General features: G+C 43.1%; 16 protein-coding genes. 9 read left to right on the forward strand and 7 right to left on the reverse strand.

Annotation, left to right across the window (positions count from 1 at the left end; all coding sequences use genetic code 11):
- The first annotated feature begins 37 nt into the window (after positions 1-37).
- On the forward strand, positions 38-928 hold the full coding sequence (rluB, locus tag D5I41_RS13920; protein WP_119010291.1) for a 23S rRNA pseudouridine(2605) synthase RluB: 891 nt from the start codon (positions 38-40) through the stop codon (positions 926-928).
- 119 nt (positions 929-1,047) lie between these two features.
- Positions 1,048-1,389, forward strand: a complete 342-nt coding sequence (locus D5I41_RS13925; RefSeq protein WP_119011518.1) for a thioredoxin family protein — start codon at positions 1,048-1,050, stop codon at positions 1,387-1,389.
- A gap of 33 nt (positions 1,390-1,422) precedes the next feature.
- Here D5I41_RS13925 and D5I41_RS13930 read toward each other — a convergent pair whose 3' ends face one another.
- Entirely contained in the window at positions 1,423-3,342 is a 1,920-nt protein-coding gene (locus tag D5I41_RS13930) for a hypothetical protein (protein ID WP_119010292.1), read from the reverse strand.
- A 288-nt stretch (positions 3,343-3,630) separates the two neighbouring features.
- Here D5I41_RS13930 and D5I41_RS13935 point away from each other — a divergent pair, with 288 nt between their 5' ends.
- Positions 3,631-4,065 carry a GNAT family N-acetyltransferase gene (locus D5I41_RS13935; protein ID WP_119010293.1) on the forward strand — a complete coding sequence of 145 codons (435 nt, stop codon included), beginning with the start codon at positions 3,631-3,633 and terminating at the stop codon, positions 4,063-4,065.
- A gap of 61 nt (positions 4,066-4,126) precedes the next feature.
- Here the strand turns inward: D5I41_RS13935 and D5I41_RS13940 are convergent, their stop codons facing one another.
- Positions 4,127-4,795 carry an NADPH-dependent FMN reductase gene (locus tag D5I41_RS13940; protein ID WP_119010294.1) on the reverse strand — a complete coding sequence of 223 codons (669 nt, stop codon included), beginning with the start codon at positions 4,793-4,795 and terminating at the stop codon, positions 4,127-4,129.
- A 153-nt stretch (positions 4,796-4,948) separates the two neighbouring features.
- Between D5I41_RS13940 and D5I41_RS13945 the strand changes: the two genes are divergently transcribed.
- Complete coding sequence (locus D5I41_RS13945) at positions 4,949-5,206, forward strand: HP1242/YdcH family protein (protein ID WP_017030253.1); 258 nt, start codon at positions 4,949-4,951, stop codon at positions 5,204-5,206.
- An 88-nt stretch (positions 5,207-5,294) separates the two neighbouring features.
- Here D5I41_RS13945 and D5I41_RS13950 read toward each other — a convergent pair whose 3' ends face one another.
- Positions 5,295-5,501, reverse strand: coding sequence for a hypothetical protein (locus D5I41_RS13950; protein ID WP_119010295.1), 207 nt, complete (start codon positions 5,499-5,501; stop codon positions 5,295-5,297).
- A gap of 87 nt (positions 5,502-5,588) precedes the next feature.
- Positions 5,589-6,188: a GTP-binding protein gene (locus D5I41_RS13955; RefSeq protein ID WP_119010296.1), complete on the reverse strand. Its 600-nt coding sequence runs from the start codon at positions 6,186-6,188 to the stop codon at positions 5,589-5,591.
- A gap of 242 nt (positions 6,189-6,430) precedes the next feature.
- Between D5I41_RS13955 and D5I41_RS13960 the strand changes: the two genes are divergently transcribed.
- Together D5I41_RS13960 and D5I41_RS13965 are read left to right on the forward strand one after the other, a co-directional pair.
- A complete protein-coding gene (locus D5I41_RS13960) occupies positions 6,431-7,231 on the forward strand; it encodes a PhzF family phenazine biosynthesis protein (RefSeq protein WP_119010297.1) in 801 nt (266 codons plus the stop codon).
- A gap of 134 nt (positions 7,232-7,365) precedes the next feature.
- Positions 7,366-8,355 (forward strand): 2-hydroxyacid dehydrogenase, encoded by a 990-nt coding sequence (locus D5I41_RS13965; protein WP_119010298.1) that lies wholly within the window; start codon positions 7,366-7,368, stop codon positions 8,353-8,355.
- 54 nt (positions 8,356-8,409) lie between these two features.
- Here D5I41_RS13965 and D5I41_RS13970 read toward each other — a convergent pair whose 3' ends face one another.
- Positions 8,410-9,534: an acyl-CoA desaturase gene (locus D5I41_RS13970; protein WP_119010299.1), complete on the reverse strand. Its 1,125-nt coding sequence runs from the start codon at positions 9,532-9,534 to the stop codon at positions 8,410-8,412.
- A 393-nt stretch (positions 9,535-9,927) separates the two neighbouring features.
- Here D5I41_RS13970 and gntH point away from each other — a divergent pair, with 393 nt between their 5' ends.
- Positions 9,928-11,508 carry a guanitoxin biosynthesis MBL fold metallo-hydrolase GntH gene (gene gntH, locus D5I41_RS13975; RefSeq protein WP_119010300.1) on the forward strand — a complete coding sequence of 527 codons (1,581 nt, stop codon included), beginning with the start codon at positions 9,928-9,930 and terminating at the stop codon, positions 11,506-11,508.
- A 78-nt stretch (positions 11,509-11,586) separates the two neighbouring features.
- On the forward strand, positions 11,587-11,964 hold the full coding sequence (locus D5I41_RS13980) for a hypothetical protein (RefSeq protein ID WP_119010301.1): 378 nt from the start codon (positions 11,587-11,589) through the stop codon (positions 11,962-11,964).
- A gap of 384 nt (positions 11,965-12,348) precedes the next feature.
- Here the strand turns inward: D5I41_RS13980 and D5I41_RS13985 are convergent, their stop codons facing one another.
- Complete coding sequence (locus D5I41_RS13985) at positions 12,349-13,551, reverse strand: oxidoreductase (protein WP_119010302.1); 1,203 nt, start codon at positions 13,549-13,551, stop codon at positions 12,349-12,351.
- Positions 13,552-13,672: 121 nt separating this feature from the next.
- Between D5I41_RS13985 and D5I41_RS13990 the strand changes: the two genes are divergently transcribed.
- Positions 13,673-14,566, forward strand: coding sequence for a LysR family transcriptional regulator (locus tag D5I41_RS13990; protein WP_119010303.1), 894 nt, complete (start codon positions 13,673-13,675; stop codon positions 14,564-14,566).
- Between the two features lie 382 nt (positions 14,567-14,948).
- Here the strand turns inward: D5I41_RS13990 and D5I41_RS13995 are convergent, their stop codons facing one another.
- The gene (locus D5I41_RS13995) at positions 14,949-15,311 is read right to left on the reverse strand and encodes a hypothetical protein (protein ID WP_119010304.1); all 363 of its coding nucleotides are present in this window, start codon (positions 15,309-15,311) and stop codon (positions 14,949-14,951) included.
- Between the last annotated feature and the right edge of the window lie 1,107 nt (positions 15,312-16,418).

Genomic DNA, 16,418 nt, shown 5'->3' on the forward strand with positions numbered 1-16,418 from the left:
CATCCGACGTCTGAGAAGACGACACAAAGGTAACTAAATGAGCGAAAAATTACAGAAAATTTTAGCACGCGCTGGTCATGGATCTCGCCGCGAACTTGAGAGTTTAATTAAATCAGGTCGCGTCAGCGTTAATGGTCAGGTAGCCACGCTAGGAGAGCGCTTAGAAGATGACTTAGCGGTTGTCCGCATTGATGGTCATCAAGTGTCAGTTAAGGCTCCTGAAGAAGTAGTGTGTCGTGTTCTTGCTTACTACAAGCCAGAAGGTGAATTGTGTACTCGTCACGATCCAGAAGGTCGCCGTACCGTATTTGACCGCCTGCCTAAGATCAACGGTGCTCGTTGGATCTCTGTGGGTCGATTGGATGCAAACACCTCAGGTTTGTTGCTGTTTACCACCGATGGTGAACTTGCAAACCGTCTAATGCACCCAAGCCGCCAAGTTGAGCGTGAATATCTAGTTCGCGTATTTGGTGATGTAAACGAGCAGAAGGTTCGTAACCTAACTCGTGGCGTACAACTTGAAGACGGCATGGCTCGCTTCGAAGATATCGTTTACGCTGGTGGTGAAGGTATGAACCATACCTTTTACGTAGTCATTAACGAAGGTCGTAACCGTGAAGTTCGTCGCCTTTGGGAATCACAAGACACCACAGTAAGTCGTCTGAAGCGTGTTCGCTACGGTGACATCTTCCTAGAGAAGAAGTTGCCTCGCGGGGGATGGATGGAAATGGACCTGAAACAGGTTAACTACCTTCGTGAGCTTGTTGAGCTTCAACCAGAAAAAGCAACAGTAATCGATGAGCGTAACACCTCTCGTAACCGTGAGCGTTCTCGTTCTCAAAAAATCCGTCGTGCAGTACGTCGTCACGAGGAGCGTATCACCTCGAATGGCCCAGCTAAACGCAAGCCAAAGAAAGTACGTAAGTAGCTTTCAATAACAGATTCAAGAAGCGACTCGAAAGAGTCGCTTTTTTTATACCTCAAATATGGATTCAAACGATAAACTGTTCGTATGACAAGCTAAAAGGGTGTTAGAAGGTTATGGAAATGAATGGTATTCAGCTTGGGTTCAATCATGAGTATTCAGAGATTGCGCCAACTATTGAGGAGGTGCAGTTTCTATCTGGGTATGCACTACTGGAGTTTGGAGCGCCTTGGTGCCCTCATTGCCAAACTGGAGAAGTGGTGATTCAGCAGGTACTAGAAGAAATAGCGCCACAGCTTCATATTAAAATTTTCGACGGTAAAGGTAGGAAACTGGGCCGACTATTTTCAGTGAAGCTTTGGCCTACCTTGATACTGCTGAAAGAGGGCAGAGAGGTAGAAAGAGTCGTGCGTCCTACCTCTATTGATGATGTGCGTAAACTCACAGCACTAATTGAACAGTAACAGAGCTAATGGATACGATTGCGGAACAGTAAATTACTTTGACTCTATCATCTCTAGGTTTGCCCAAGGTTCAAGGGCTATGCTCTGTCCTCCAAGCCAAACAACAATGGGTAAAGGCTTAGGTTTAACATAGTCGGCAAAGGTTGTGTCGTGTATAACATCATTCTCCGCTACTTCAAATACCAGTAGATCTGCAAACATTACTTGCCGGTCATATTTGAGAATATCGGCTACTTCCCCCCAATACACATAGTCATTAGCCTCCATCCAAGAGGTGAGAGTTTTCGTGTACAACTGCTTTGATTGTTCAGGGTATGCGATATCGATAGAGAGCACCATATCGTCGCCATTCTTCAAAGATGCTTGAATGCCGTCTTGCTCATCAAACTCATACATAAAGGAGTCGTTAGCGTCTTCTATAAATGCAGTAATGTCATTGAGTGAAGGAGGCGCTTCACTCCTTAATAATCCAAGCACATGAGAGGGGTCAAGCCCGCTAATATTGGTTTGTGCCTCTAGTACTGAGAAACGAGGCTTTGGGTTCTCTTCTAGCGGGTTGATGACGTAGGTGGACCATTCCGCTCTTACCCCATTAAGGTTGGCACCACGTGATAGATATAAATTCAGTGACACAGCGTACACCGCTTTTCTCTGCTCTGGGTAGAATCGGATCTTTGCCAGTTTAAAGTGCGGTGGCAGAAATGCTTTTTTAAATGCCTTTACTTTGTCAGGCCTTATTTCAAAATTAATGAAAATGGTCTTAGGGCTAGTTTGCAATTCAAAGAACAGCGTGGGTTTGGCTTGTCCAGCAAAGGTTGATAGTCCTTGATAGAGGTCCTGTAATGCGTAGTAAAAAGTGGGTTGATAGTTTGACGGTATCTGAGTAAACACTTGGCCAAATATATTTTCAGGATCCGCTGGTGGAATCTCTAGTTCCGAAGATCCTAAAGCAAGGTACACCAAGCAAGCATATTGCTCGGATAATGACGCTGGGCTTTGGGGGTTATCACACGCAGCAGGGCCAAAGGATGGATCTGGTGTCCTAATGGGTTGTGTTACAGGCTGTGCTAAAAATGCCATATCGTATTTTGGCACAATCACGTTGGTCAATGTATGTGCAAATCTAAACCAAGGGAGTGATGAGCTCACCTTGACCTTATTGATATTGATTTTGTGTAATCGAGCATCCACAGAACTGCCGTCATAATAGTAACGAGTCAGAGTTCCTCTAGGCCCTAACACCTTTTCTGATGCATTTAGGTAAGACTCCGAGAAAGTTTTATTTGTTGATGACTTACCTAAGATAATATTGGCGTTAAATTCCTCTCCACTTTCTGAGGTTAGATGCGCCTTTATGTGTCTGCTAGATTTCTCCAATGAAATGGCCGAGTGCGACAAGTTGGCAAGTTCTAATAAGTCGTTTCCAGGGATTTGTTTAAATGAAGCAAATCGATACAGATGTGTCTCATTGCTACCTTGATACGTTACAAAGGTCTTCCACTCCACTTTAAGACCTTGCTCTGCTCCTGCTGTGTGGGCTATATCCACCAGTAAATAGTACTGCTTTCTTTGAGAAAAAAGGCTAAAGGAGGAACCCTTCTGTTTACTGAGCCACGTCATAAATCGTCTGTGAAACTTTGACTCAGTCAAAGGTGCAGTTTTACCTACGCGCAGGTAATATGGCAGGTTGATTAGAGATGCGAATGAATCCACATCACTAGGTTTTATTTTCCAAGCCATAAGAACTCTATCGTGTAAGCGATAAGGAAAAACCGGAGGCGTCTCGCCAGAAATAGTGGTTTGTGTCAGTGCTGCATTGATTGTACTGCCACCAAAAATTTGATTTCGGACGGTAATAAGCTGCTCTTTTTCTAAAGCAGTGAGAGCAAAAACGCTTACTGGTATCAATGAAGTGAGTAGAGTGATGAACGAAATGATGACAATTTTCGACATAGTTTTTCCCTTAGTTCACTAGTAACTAGACGGGACACTGAATACGTCTTGGTCTCGTAGGTGTAGATGAGAACCGCTTATAAGGTTTAGTTTGTTACACGTGAATTACAAGTTACATCCTCCCGAATAATCATCAAACGTCATAAGGTCAGACCTGTTGTTTGCAGGGACTATTGCTGGTGTGAGAGTGTGATTTTTCTCGCTAACTAATTGATAAGCAAATGTATAAAATGGCTCCTGTATCCAGTGTGTAGGACAATATAAACAAATAGGAGAAGTGAAGAGACAATGGAAGTAATAATCGGAAGCGACGCGGAGACTATTAGAAAGGCTCAAGTTATTCGTAATCAAGTATTTACTGTAGAGCAGGGGATCCCACAAGAGCTAGATTTAGACGGATTAGATGAGACAAGCCATCACCTTTTGATGACTGATAAAGGTGCTCTCGTAGCTACAGCTAGGCTGACGCCGAAACTAGGTGGTGCATCTGTAATGGCTCGTGTAGCAGTATTGAAGGCATATAGAGGATGCGGGTTAGCGAGTAAGATAGTAGAGGCTTTGATTGATTACGCAAATAACCAAGGAATAAATTCCATTGAAATACACGCGCATGAATATCTGAAAGAGTTTTACGAGCGCTTTGGCTTTTCGTTTATCCAACAGGTTGAAGTTGTGGGTGAGCATCAGTTAATTGAGATGCAATACCGAGCTTCAATCACCTAGTTAAACGGCAGTCGCACTCTAGAGTGAATAACCATTAAAGAGGTGACTGCATTCAGGTGAACTAGTCTCTGCCTGGGGCATTCCTTTGCGAGGGAGAATCTTTAAATGCCTTACTGATGGTTAACGGGTCAACCTGTTCTCTTTGCTGTTGACTAGCCTGCGCCCACCACATCAATTGTGCTAGAGTGCGATACAAGTAATCATCCCATTGTGCTTGGTCTTCAGGGTTGATGGTGTGTCCGGTTTCTTCAAAGACATCTTGCACACAAGGAAGGTGTATCATTGCCGATACCGGAAGGCAGCCTAATTCTGAGAGAAAGGTGCGCATAGACACTGCGGCTCTAGCGCCGCCCCATTGACCCGCAGAATAAGTGACGATTGCGCTTGGTTTGAATGAGAAAAGCGAACTGCCAAAGTGATTTAAAAGGTGCGCCAGTGCAGGGCTCATGGAGTGGTTATACTCTGGACTAACCATTACATAAGCATCGGCATTGCGTATTTTGGTGGCAAGGGATTCTAGATCTTGAGGCACCTGTCTTCGGCTGTAGGCAAACTCGGGTTTGAAGACGCCACCTGTGTCGTAATCGAGCGGATCGATAATCTCTATAGTGTTTCCGGGAAATGCTTTGTTCAAGAGTAGTGAGCACGCCAGACTCACTCTTTCACCCAGTCGCTTGGGTCTCGGTGGTCCACTAGTTCGACTGGAACCTAAAAATATAAGAATATTCAACGTCTTCTGTCCTTTCTTGATACTGGCTTCTAGTTACTGATGGTATCGAATCTTGTCACCGAAACCCACCTTTTCTAACTTTGGGTACTGTGCCACATTTCTTCAATTAGCTTGGTTCTATACTGAGAGAAGTCAAATCAAGAGGAGATGCCGATGCTCAATGAAAATCATGCCTTTATCCTAGATTTTCCTGAACTAAAACTCGATATAGTTCAGCTAAATCATGACGATCCAACTTTCAAAGCCGCTATGCAAAAGTACCATGAATTAGATTATGACATCCGAGAGCTCGAGGTATCAGGAAGCCCTATCGATGATGGCAATATGCATGATCTTAAGTTAAAGCGTATGGAGCTCAAAGACGAGCTATATCAACAACTGACAAAGCACCATCAACAAGCCACCAGTTAACTTACCGCAGTATTGTATAAAAAAGGACTCTGCTGCTTAGAGCTAGAGTCCCATTTAACTCAGCGATGCCACATCGTTGGCTCAATACTTAGTATTCGATTTGATGCTCGATTAAGTCAGCATCACTAAACCAAACGACCGTCCCTCTATAACCGCTCTCTTTCAATAGGCTATCTAACTGTGCGGCGATGCGCGCAGTCATCTTAAACCAACCATTGTCGCATTCTAATTCGTTAAGTAGATCTTTTGCGATAGAGAGTGCGGTTTCGTCAAGCTGCAAGTTCGTGTAGTTCATTTTGATTTCCAAGGTGCAGGAAAGGTCTAATTGGCTGACGCAGTCCTTATTGAGAAAGGGATTCTAGCACACTCATACACGATACCTTTAAGCCTTGGGCGTTGTTTCAGTGGTTTCGATGAAATCCATAATCTGTTGCTGTTTTTCTGTGCTGACTTTAAGCGCTTCTGCGGTGATCTGTATGGACTGAGCCATTGAGGAGATATTTCCGGTAGCTTGAACCAGTGTTTGTTGCATTGGTTTTAAGATCAATAGATAGATGGCCACCAGAGCCAGTACGATCACCAGAACGATGGTACACAACACCACTATTAATTTGAACTGAAGGTCATCCATTAGCGTTTGACTGGATTGCTTAAAAGCAACTCGAGATTGCTCCAAGGCATCGGGTAAGCCACGCAGAGTTTGGGTTGTCGATAAGGTGAGTTGATTGACGCTGCTGATGGTTTTATCCAGAGCCTGTTGCTGATCCTCACTTAAGTTGGGATTGTCGACAATCGCTTGTAGGGAGTCAGAAATAGATTCTAGCGACTGTGTTGCTTGCTTAGCATATTGTTCCATCCCATCTAAATCTAGAGTCATATCAACATTGATCAATGGTTGCTGCTGCTTGTTGTCGGCTTCTTCAGCCAAGCTAGTAAATGCGCTAAAAGCTAGAACTAATGCCACTAGGAAATGCTTTAACATCAGAGTTCCCTTTCTCCGTATTTGGTCACTCTACTGTAGAGAACAACGCTGGGTATTGCTAGTTGATTAGGCTATGTTGTGAGTAGGCTTAGCCCGTTTCGATGTACAATAATCGTTATTAAATCAATCGCTTTACCATTACTATGGTGGCTGAGTTCTTTGATTTCGCAGTTGGCTAATGACTGATGAGTAAAAGTTGGGCAAGCTGACGTCGGGTATGAGTGATTTAGGCAAGGATAAAAATGGAACTGAGTATTTACCAAGTTGATGCCTTTGCATCAGAGACATTCACAGGCAATCCTGCTGGAGTCTGCATCACAAATAAGCCACTTTCAGATGAACTCATGTTATCAATTGCTCGAGAAATTGCCGTCTCAGAAACTGCTTTTCTGTCACGTGAGAACATGAACCTTCGTTGGTTCACACCGGAAGTTGAGGTGAAGCTCTGTGGGCATGGAACACTATCAGTTGCCCATATATTGGCTGAAACAGGAGAGGCAAAGGTTGGGGATCTGATGACCTTTAATAGCTTATCTGGCCCCTTGAGTGCGAAAATCACAGACACTGATATCGAGCTTAATTTTCCAACTGCAACTTTGACAAGCGAACAACCATTAGATACCCAATTGCTGAAAGCTTTAGGGCTCAAAGAGGATGATATCCTTTCATCAGCAAACTTTGACTCTAAACAACTCATAGAAGTCGTTGATGAGCAAGTTGTGATGAGCCTTTCCCCTGACTTTATTGCAATGAAAAAGCTAAGTGGACGTGGGGTAGTCATTACCTCAGCCTCTAACAAACCTGACTTGGATTTCTTATCTCGATATTTTGCTCCGTGGGTGGGCGTTGATGAAGACCCGGTAACCGGATCTAATCACTGCGCATTGAGCCTGTTTTGGGGCGAAAAGCTTGGAAAAACTGAGCTTAAGGCTTATCAAGCCTCAGCTAGGGGTGGGTACATTGACATGAGGCTGCTACCCGATAATCGAACCACCTTAATAGGAAAAGCGATCACTACCATTAAGGGTGTTATGTTCGTTTAATTACCTTCTGCTTCATCAGTTAGAGATAGATGCAAAACGTATCCTTCTTTCTTCTCTATTTATCTCATCACTGATATTGCGTACTCAATTAGCCGTATACCTTTTGAGTAAAAGCGTATCTTAAGGAACTAGAAATGATCAATATAGCGTTTTTCAGCACCAAGTCTTATGACGAACAGGCATTTATGGTAGCCAAAGCAGACCGTGCTTTTCAGTACCATTTCTTTGATTTTCAGTTGACTGAAAAGACAGCGAAGTTAGCTAAGGGCTGTGAAGTGGTCTGTGCTTTTGTGAACGACGATCTAACAAAGCCAGTGCTGGAGCAACTTGCTATGCGCGGAGTGAAAATGATTGCTATGCGCTGTGCGGGCTTTAACAACGTTGATCTTGATTCAGCGAAGGAGCTAGGTATTCAAGTTGCCCGAGTTCCCGCTTATTCACCTGAGGCCATCGCTGAGCATGCGGTTGGTTTGATGATGACACTCAATAGGCGCTTTCATAAAGCCTATCAAAGAACTCGCGATGCTAACTTCTCTTTAGAAGGGTTGGTCGGCTTTAACTTCCACGGACGCACGGCAGGGATCATAGGTACGGGAAAAATTGGCCTTGCCACAATGCGAATTCTGAAAGGGTTGGGAATGAATATATTATGTTTTGACCCATATCCTAGTGACGTGGCCAAGGAACTAGGCGCTCACTATTGCGACCTAGACACTCTCTTTCAGCAATCAGATGTGATTTCTTTGCACTGCCCAATGACAAAAGAGAACTTTCATCTGCTGAATGAAGAGGCATTTAGCACAATGAAGGATGGGGTAATGATCATCAATACTAGTCGTGGCGAACTGGTTAATTCTAATGCTGCAATAGAAGCGTTGAAGAATGGGAAAATCGGTGCCCTAGGGTTAGATGTTTACGAAGGGGAAAAAGAGTTGTTCTTTAAGGATAAATCCAATGATGTGATTATCGATGATGTGTTTCGTCGCTTGTCTGCGTGTCACAACGTTATTTTTACCGGACACCAAGCCTTTCTAACCGTCGATGCCTTAAAGAGCATTGCTTCGACCACACTAGAAAATGTGGATAACTTTAGTGCTGATAAAAGCACAGCCAACTTCTTATAGGTTATTGATCTTTAGTGCGACAAGCTGATGGTATCTCAGCTTGTCGCTAATAGATTATGCAAATCGCTTTACGTTATTCATCCACATTTGTTGCTGGTATTGAAATTGTTCTTTCAGTTGCTGGTGGCGGATTTTCAAAACTTCAAGCTCGTGGCTCTTCAAGACTTGCTGCTTTTTGTTGTGCAATAGGTGCACTTTACTATCGTAATAGTCGTGCATACTCTCAATCAAGGTCTCAAATTCTTGCTCCAGTTTATCGATTAACGACGGACTAGCATCCATTTCGTTGAGTTTTTGATGAGCGTTTTGCAGCATCATGGTCGCACGCGCCTTTTCAATCTTAAATTGTGGTGTGACGCGCAGCTTCTCAGTTAAGCCTACCCAAGAACATGCCTTGATTAACCACTTTGTCGGGTCGTAGTCCCACCAATTTATCCCATTACGATAGTCATTTTCAAACAGATGATGGAAGTTATGGTAACCCTCCCCAAAAGTAAAAAACGCCAGAATACCGTTGTCTCGTGCTGAGTTTTTATTGGTAAAGGTTTGCTTACCCCAGATGTGCGCAAGGGAGTTAATAAAGAAGGTAGTGTGGTGACTTAACACCAGCCTTACCGCACCAACCACTAAAAACATGCCAATGATGTCGTTATAAATGACGCCCAGTAGAATAGGAAAACCAAAGTTAGTGATGATAGCGAGTGGGGCGTAATACTTGTGTTGCCACTGAACAATTTTATCTTTTTTCAGGTCACGACAGTTCTGGTAGTCAGAGTAAGTAGATTGGTTGTAATCACGTAGCATCCAGCCAATGTGTGAGTACCAAAAACCGCGAGAGGCGGAGTAAGGGTCTTTAACATCATGGTCAACGTGCTTGTGATGTTCACGATGATCGGAAGACCAGTGCAGCGCACTATTTTGTAAAGAGAATGCACCTCCGATGGCAAAGATAGCCTTAAGGAATGGGCTCGCTTGATAGGTTTTATGACTCCATAAGCGATGATAGCCGGCAGTGATGGATAGATTGGTAAAGCTGAAGGCGATAACGAACCAAATCAGATGTACCCAACTCAAGCCATAGCTAAATGCATACCAAGGTGTAATAACAGTAGCTAACAACAAACTAGAGACAAATATAAATATGTTAAACCACAGTAGTGGTGGACGTTGAGGGCTCACAATTACTCCATATTTTAAGTTTCAGCTTACAACTGTTCGCTAGAATATCAGCTTATGTTTATAAAGCAAACAGCTTGATCACACAGAAGTAACAAAACGTTGCAATAAGAGCATTGCTAGTAAACCTGTGGTGCTAGTGAGAGACGATAAAGTTATTTGTAAGGTTTGTTTTTGAACTGATGTATAACCTAAATTGATCTTTTGGTTGGAATAATCTTGTTTATATAAATAAGAGTTATCAATCAAACGTGGTTGGCATTATTTATTGTCTCCTAATGAGCGTCGATAATAACCGTCATCACAGAGGCGGCAGACTGGATAGTCACTATGTATAAGGAAATGAAATGCCGGTTCTATGCCGTTAATGGCTAAACCAAGATAAGGTATTTTTCTATGCGTAAACTACTTAAACTGTCTGTTCTTGCTTCAGTGACCGCGTTGTCTGCTGCGGCGTTAGCTGAGGTAAAAAGCCCCTATGATAATGGCTATAAAATGACAGAAGGTAAGTCATTTGGCGGTTATCAAGAGTTTAACTTCGACGAAACGGTCGATCTTGAAGAACTGCAGAAAAAGAAGGGAAATATCTACTCTTCGCCAGAAGAAATCATGGCTGTCCTGGGTGGCGGCGTAAAGAATGATCTGCAAACCGGTGAGGAGATGTGGAAAGAGGGCTTGATGTTCGAAGGCATCGAACCAATGGATCACCTTAAATCAGCCGCCAACTGGTACCCGCGTACTGAAGAAGTCCAACCCAATGAGATGCGAGTCACCTTCATGGGGACCTCGCCAATTCTTCGTCCAGGTCAAATGAACACCTCTATTTATGTTGAACTTGGTAACGGTGACAGCTTTGTTTTTGATATTGGTGAAGGATCTATTGCCAATTATGTAGCATCAGGCATAGCGCTAAATGAGCTAGATAAAATCTTCATTACTCACCTTCATGTTGACCACTTTGGTTCACTTCCTTATTTGTATCAATTTGGTGGTTGGGCTGGTCGTTGGGAAAAACCATTAGAAATCTACGGCCCATCAGGTGCGACTCCAGAATATGGTACTCGTCATATGGTTGAAGGCATGATGCAGATGACGAACTGGCATACAGATGCGTTTGATGTATTCCCGGCCGGTAACGATATCAAGGTTCATGAATTCGATTTCAAAGATGATGGTGGCATTATCTACGATGTTGATGGCGTAACTGTTAAGCACTGGCGTCGTTCTCACGCTAAAGATGGTGCTTCGGGTTATCGCTTAGATTGGCAAATCAATGAAGAAGAGAGCTTGTGCTTCGTATGGACGGGTGATGGTCGTCCAACAGAACTGGATATTGAATATGCTCAAGGCTGTGATTTATTTGTCACAGAGGTACAAACTGAACTACTCGGGTTATCTAGTATCGTTCAAGGTGTACCACCATTCCTTGGTCGTTATACAGTAGATACCCATCATACCCCTGGTTATGCAGCAGGTTACATGGCCGATAAAATTCAGCCGCGTCTATTTATGACCACTCATATGCCATTTGACCCGTACTTGAATGAAGAAACAGTTGCTCAGGTTCGTGAGCATTGGAAGGGGCCGTATCACTTTGGTGCGCCAGATATGATTGTTGCGAATATAACGCCAGATCAAGCTTGGGTTCGTGAAGGAATTATTCCTGACTTTCCGAACAACCGAGCACCTCAGTTTAATATGAATGACGGTGAAGTTTTCCGTGTACCAGTGCCTAAGAACTCGCGAGAAGACATTCAGCAACAAGAAATTCGTGACCTGGAGATCGATGAAAGCCTGTATTACCCAGAGGGGTATCATCCTGAGCTAATGAAAGAATGGCCAGTTGACCGCGATATCATCATGCGTACTGAAGATATCCCACCTTCAATGCGTGAGGGAATGGGTGAGCAACAACGGATTAATGATAAAGCTCGGGAAGCACATGGTTTAGAGCCAGAATCTATTTCTCGCAACTAGTGATATTAACTGGGCACGCACAGTGCCCTTTATTCCAAAGATTTGATGGATTGAGTCTAAAAGTTAAAGGTAGCAATAATGTCTTTAAAGAAAGTTTTTCCTCGAGTTTTGATTGTGTTTGGTCTGGTGGGTATGTTTACTACAAACGCGATGGCGTGCAGTGGTCCACATAATACTGATCCACGCTTAATGCTTTTTAATCAGTCACTGTTGGATATGTCTTTATGTGGAATTAATCAGCACATTAGCGATGACCAGGGAAGCCAATGGTTTGAAAGCATTGCCTCTCGCGCCGATACAGAGACTGCGGATCTTTATGAGCATTTCTTGCATTTTGTGGTTACTGATATGCACGAGGTAAGCCAGAACCCAGAGCTTCTAGAGCAGTGGACTCCCGCTTATTGTGAACAAGAATTGGCGCAGGTTTCTCGTCCTCAGGTTAAACGTTTGGGTTGATAAAGGCTTTATAGATCAATTTGTAGTGGACGATAAAATTTGACCACTCAATTGTAGGTTTGCCATACGTCTAGTTATTCGTCATGATCTAAATGAGTACAGTCGCTGACACGTTTCCGTCCAGAGATGTGCTACGGCTCCCCCCTGTTAAAGCACTCTCTAAGGGACAGAGGCGCGTTAGAGTTATCTAAAGCGTTTGTGACTCTCTCCAAGTTAACACAATGATTCAGTGGCAGATCGTGCCACTGACACCGCAGTACTTTTCCTCATGACTGAAGGTTGTGATGCGATGCCAGAAAACTCCCATAGATACGCAAATTGCACTTCAGATATTGCGATCCAAAAAACGCATAGCGATGCGTTTTTTTGTGTGTAGGTGTTGGGTTATAACTGATATTTAGCCTGCCATTTCATAACACGCGCTTTGTCACGATTTTCATAGGCCTGAATCGCTGGTAATAGTTCTAAGTTGTTTTCTCTTTCGTTGTCATTACCGATCGCCGTGAGAAGCATTGTGTACCAGGCTGTAATTCCCCCCTCGGGCGGTGACTTAAACTTTGGAAAGTGAGGAGTAACATCTTCTCCATCTATCCACTCATTTGGTAAATCGGGTCTGAGTATCAATGCTCGTCCAAGACCAATGGAGTCCGCTGCATTTATAGATAAGGCATCTATTACTTGCTCCCGTTTTTTAAAACCTCCAGTCACCACTAAAGGAACACTTGTTAAGCTTTTAGCCTTTATTGCAAAGTCAATAAAGTACGGGCCGCTTGAAGCACTGTCGGAACTGGATTTTGCTCCTGGAAAATAAGAGCCGCCGCTTATCTCAATCAAGTCGATAGACGTTTGATTAAGGATGCGAATAACTTCTAAAGCATCGTCCTGAGTTAACCCTCCTTTTAGTTGATCCGAAGAGTTCATCTTGATGCCAATAGGAAATGTCCCCCCAACCGCATCTCGGACTTTCTCTATTATCTCTATAATTATTTTGCTGCGAGCTTCTATTGAACCGCCGTATTGGTCTTTTCGGTGGTTGAATAGCGGAGACAAAAATTGGCTAAGCAGGAAACCATGACCTGCATGTATCTGAACACCTGAGAACCCTGCTTTTTTAGCAATCTTAGCAGCTCTGGCATACACATCTGGCAATAAGGATACTTCTTCCTCTGACATGCCAGCACATTCAAATTCACTTATCTTAAGAGGCGATGGTCCTGTGGGCTGACTAAGCGGTCTGTAAGCAAGTCCTCCTGCATGACCTAGTTGAGGCCATATATGGGCATCATTAATCGACGCGCGGGAAGTCAACATTTGCAGGTCTTTTAGATTGGAGTGTTCGGTTAATACCAGATTTCCTGGTTTTTCAGGGAACCTGGGGTCGACTTGCACCTCACCCACGATAGATAACCCAATACCGCCCTCCGCCCATCGTTCATAGAGTCGAGACTGTGCCTCAGTAGGGTTACCTTCTCCATCTGCGAGTGAATCAGACATTGCAGACTTCATCAGTCGGTTTTTAATGATTGCGCCACAAGGGAGTTCTAAAGGACGGCCAAGTAAGTTCGTGGTAGGTAATAGCTGGGTCATATCTGCCTCTCTGAGCACCAATATGCATGGTGATAAGTCACAACGGTAGAGACATTGTCCCCGATTCTTACTAAACTAAAAAGATAGTAATAATTCAAATACTTTTAAATATAATTTAATAATGAACACATCAGATCTCAATCTATTCATTCGGATAGTAGAAACAGGCAGCATAACGGAAACCGCAAATCAACTGAGTATCACTCCTGCGGCAGTCAGCTCTGCGCTTAAAAGACTCGAAAAACAGTTGGATGTACAACTGCTTATCAGAACTACAAGACAGTTGAGGATCACACCACAAGGAGAACAATTTTTGTTTCATTGTCGCCAGGCATTAGCTAGCCTGGATCAAGGTCGTATAGCTGCGCATCAAACACAAGGTAAGGTGACTGGTCAGCTTAGGTTGTCCGTTTCATCTGACTTAGGGCGCAATACTCTTTTGCACTGGGTAGAAGAGTTACTGGATGAGCACCCTTTGTTGTCGATTGACCTGACGGTTGGCGATTCAATTTCAGATTTTTTTCTCGATCAGGTTGATATGGCCCTTCGTTATGGGAAGCTAGAGGACTCATCTATGGTTTCATTTCATATTGCCACCATGAGCAGGATTACCTGCGCCTCTCCAGCTTATATATCAAAATATGGCGAGCCAACGCATCCTAATAGCTTAAAAGAGCATAATTGCTTATTGCACCGTCGAGCTGGTCGTTTATTGAATAGCTGGGAATACGCTGATCATTCTGGTTCATATAAAGTCAAACTGGATAGCAATCGAGTCAGCAATGATACCGACATAGTTCGTAGATGGGCTGTTAGTGGTAAAGGGATAGCGTATCGCTCCCAGATAGATGTCCACTCAGAACTTCGTAGTGGGCAACTTGTACAGCTTTTACCAGGCTTTGAATCACCATCTGTTGAGTTAAATCTAATCTGTCCAAGCAGAGAGCAGGTTAGCCCCGCTGTTATTGCTTTTCGGGAACTCCTCAGGAAGAAAGTGGCACAAATCGTTTCGTGATGGTGTATCGTGCATTAATATACGGTATCACAGGATAAAAAAAGCCACTCCCAAAATCGACAATGCTCCAAACTGTCCAAAATCTTTTATTTTTGGCACCCTGTTCGATGGTGCAGTTCTTCATATTGGGATACGAAAAGTTATCCGTGAATCGCTAATTAAGAAAAGTCTCTGACTCACAAATGTCCAGAGGTGTGCTGACGGAGCATCAAACACGAAAATGCCCCATTGTGAGTTTCGAGTAGGAAGAAACCGTTTGAATGTGACCAACTTTACACCTAAGAATACTAATGTGAAGTCGGCTCAACCTATGCACTTTTATCGATATGTTATGGCTAACGAGAGTTGCTTTGGGACAAGAGCGACTTTAGTTCAATCAACATCAATCGCCGCTTTTTTGTTGATTTTTAAGCCAGTTTATATCAATAACATCACCTTGCCGCATAGCTAAACGTGCTTTATTTCTCAGCTTATCATCTTTTGATAAATCGTATAAAACTCTAAGAGACACTGTTTTCATTTCTTTACCAAAAGTACCATCGTTAAAACATTCGTAAATACGGATGTATGAGTAATGTGTAGACTTCGATATACCTAAATGGCTTTGTGACCATGCCAACCAAGCTGCTGTTGATCCTTCAAAGTGTTGCTTTGCCTTTACAATAAGCTGACCTCGCTTTATGTACCCATCCATTTCAATAAATGCGAGTTTAGATAGCTCTTTACTGATTTCTTTAAGTTGCATATTTGATATCGGCCGTATGAAAAATTCTAACGTATAGGAATTATTAGTGTTGTGAAGGTATACAGTATACCTATCATAAGAGTAAACACTAATGGCCAGAAGCGTCTCAAAGTTTATTATGCCCTCAAATACGTTTCAGATAATCAGCTAGTTTTGGTATACAAAAAGTAATACGTGGTAAACGTTAAGAGCCGCGCGATCCACTGCAAATGTGGTACTCGAAAGGGTCAATAGAGTAGTTAAAATATTATTTTCACTGTTAATGAATCCGTATATTTAGTTATTGTTAGAGCTCCAGAAACAGTAAGCTTCTTAGGGGTTCCGTCGTTGTCACTTGTCGCAACAAATTAGTCGGTGATGTTCAAAGTGAGATTCGCTTGGCATCGATAGACATTGAGTAATCTCCATTTTGCTTGTTACCAAAAGTTACTGAAGTGCTAGGGCTAGATCCGAAGTCTTCAAAGGGGTATCAGTCTATGGGGATACTTCATTATATTGGACTTAAAAAAAGTTCTCGGCAATTGTTCTCAGGGTTAAGTTTAGATGAAGCGGTCAGGCTACTAGTGAGTAGCCCTCATGACTTTTCTACTTTAATTCCGTATCTTGGCGATGTCTTTATACCCACACAGAAAGACTTGGAGAAACTGATTAGCAGTGAACAAGAAAACATCTCTCGTTCTCTTGCCGATACATCGGAAAAGCGGAGGGCGCGACTTAAGAAAACCCCAGTTAAGCCCCGTCGAAGTCGAGTTTATTCTTATGTTTATGAAAGAAGCGCAGATGTGATAACTGAGGCACTATTGCGTGCCAAAGGAAAGTGCGAAGGCTGTGGCAACAATGCTCCTTTTGAAAGGAAAACCAATAAACCCCTTACCTTGAATTACATCATATTATGCCGCTTTCAGAGAGTGGCTCTGACACACATTGATAATGTCTTGGCTCTTTCTCCTAATTGTCACCGTGAAATGCATGATGGTTAGGTTGTTCAGGCTGTACATAATGTTATTGATATCATTGCTTTTAGGTTCAAGGATCAATAAGACCTGACAGGTTTCATTAATTACATTAGCTCATCATGCTTATTATCTGGACAGGGTGGCCCTGTCT

Origin of the sequence: Vibrio superstes (genome assembly GCF_003569005.1) — a bacterium.
Taxonomy (GTDB): domain Bacteria; phylum Pseudomonadota; class Gammaproteobacteria; order Enterobacterales; family Vibrionaceae; genus Vibrio; species Vibrio superstes.

Excerpts from the sequence above, each read along its gene's own strand:
- D5I41_RS13930 (WP_119010292.1), bottom strand. The coding sequence starts at position 3,342 with ATGTCGAAAATTGTCATCATTTCGTTCATCACTCTACTCACTTCATTG.
- D5I41_RS13925 (WP_119011518.1), top strand. The coding sequence starts at position 1,048 with ATGAATGGTATTCAGCTTGGGTTCAATCATGAGTATTCAGAGATTGCG.
- D5I41_RS13980 (WP_119010301.1), top strand. The coding sequence starts at position 11,587 with ATGTCTTTAAAGAAAGTTTTTCCTCGAGTTTTGATTGTGTTTGGTCTG.
- D5I41_RS13995 (WP_119010304.1), bottom strand. The coding sequence starts at position 15,311 with ATGCAACTTAAAGAAATCAGTAAAGAGCTATCTAAACTCGCATTTATT.
- D5I41_RS13965 (WP_119010298.1), top strand. The coding sequence starts at position 7,366 with ATGATCAATATAGCGTTTTTCAGCACCAAGTCTTATGACGAACAGGCA.
- D5I41_RS13955 (WP_119010296.1), bottom strand. The coding sequence starts at position 6,188 with ATGTTAAAGCATTTCCTAGTGGCATTAGTTCTAGCTTTTAGCGCATTT.
- D5I41_RS13950 (WP_119010295.1), bottom strand. The coding sequence starts at position 5,501 with ATGAACTACACGAACTTGCAGCTTGACGAAACCGCACTCTCTATCGCA.
- D5I41_RS13935 (WP_119010293.1), top strand. The coding sequence starts at position 3,631 with ATGGAAGTAATAATCGGAAGCGACGCGGAGACTATTAGAAAGGCTCAA.
- D5I41_RS13990 (WP_119010303.1), top strand. The coding sequence starts at position 13,673 with ATGAACACATCAGATCTCAATCTATTCATTCGGATAGTAGAAACAGGC.
- D5I41_RS13960 (WP_119010297.1), top strand. The coding sequence starts at position 6,431 with ATGGAACTGAGTATTTACCAAGTTGATGCCTTTGCATCAGAGACATTC.
- gntH (WP_119010300.1), top strand. The coding sequence starts at position 9,928 with ATGCGTAAACTACTTAAACTGTCTGTTCTTGCTTCAGTGACCGCGTTG.
- D5I41_RS13985 (WP_119010302.1), bottom strand. The coding sequence starts at position 13,551 with ATGACCCAGCTATTACCTACCACGAACTTACTTGGCCGTCCTTTAGAA.
- D5I41_RS13945 (WP_017030253.1), top strand. The coding sequence starts at position 4,949 with ATGCTCAATGAAAATCATGCCTTTATCCTAGATTTTCCTGAACTAAAA.
- rluB (WP_119010291.1), top strand. The coding sequence starts at position 38 with ATGAGCGAAAAATTACAGAAAATTTTAGCACGCGCTGGTCATGGATCT.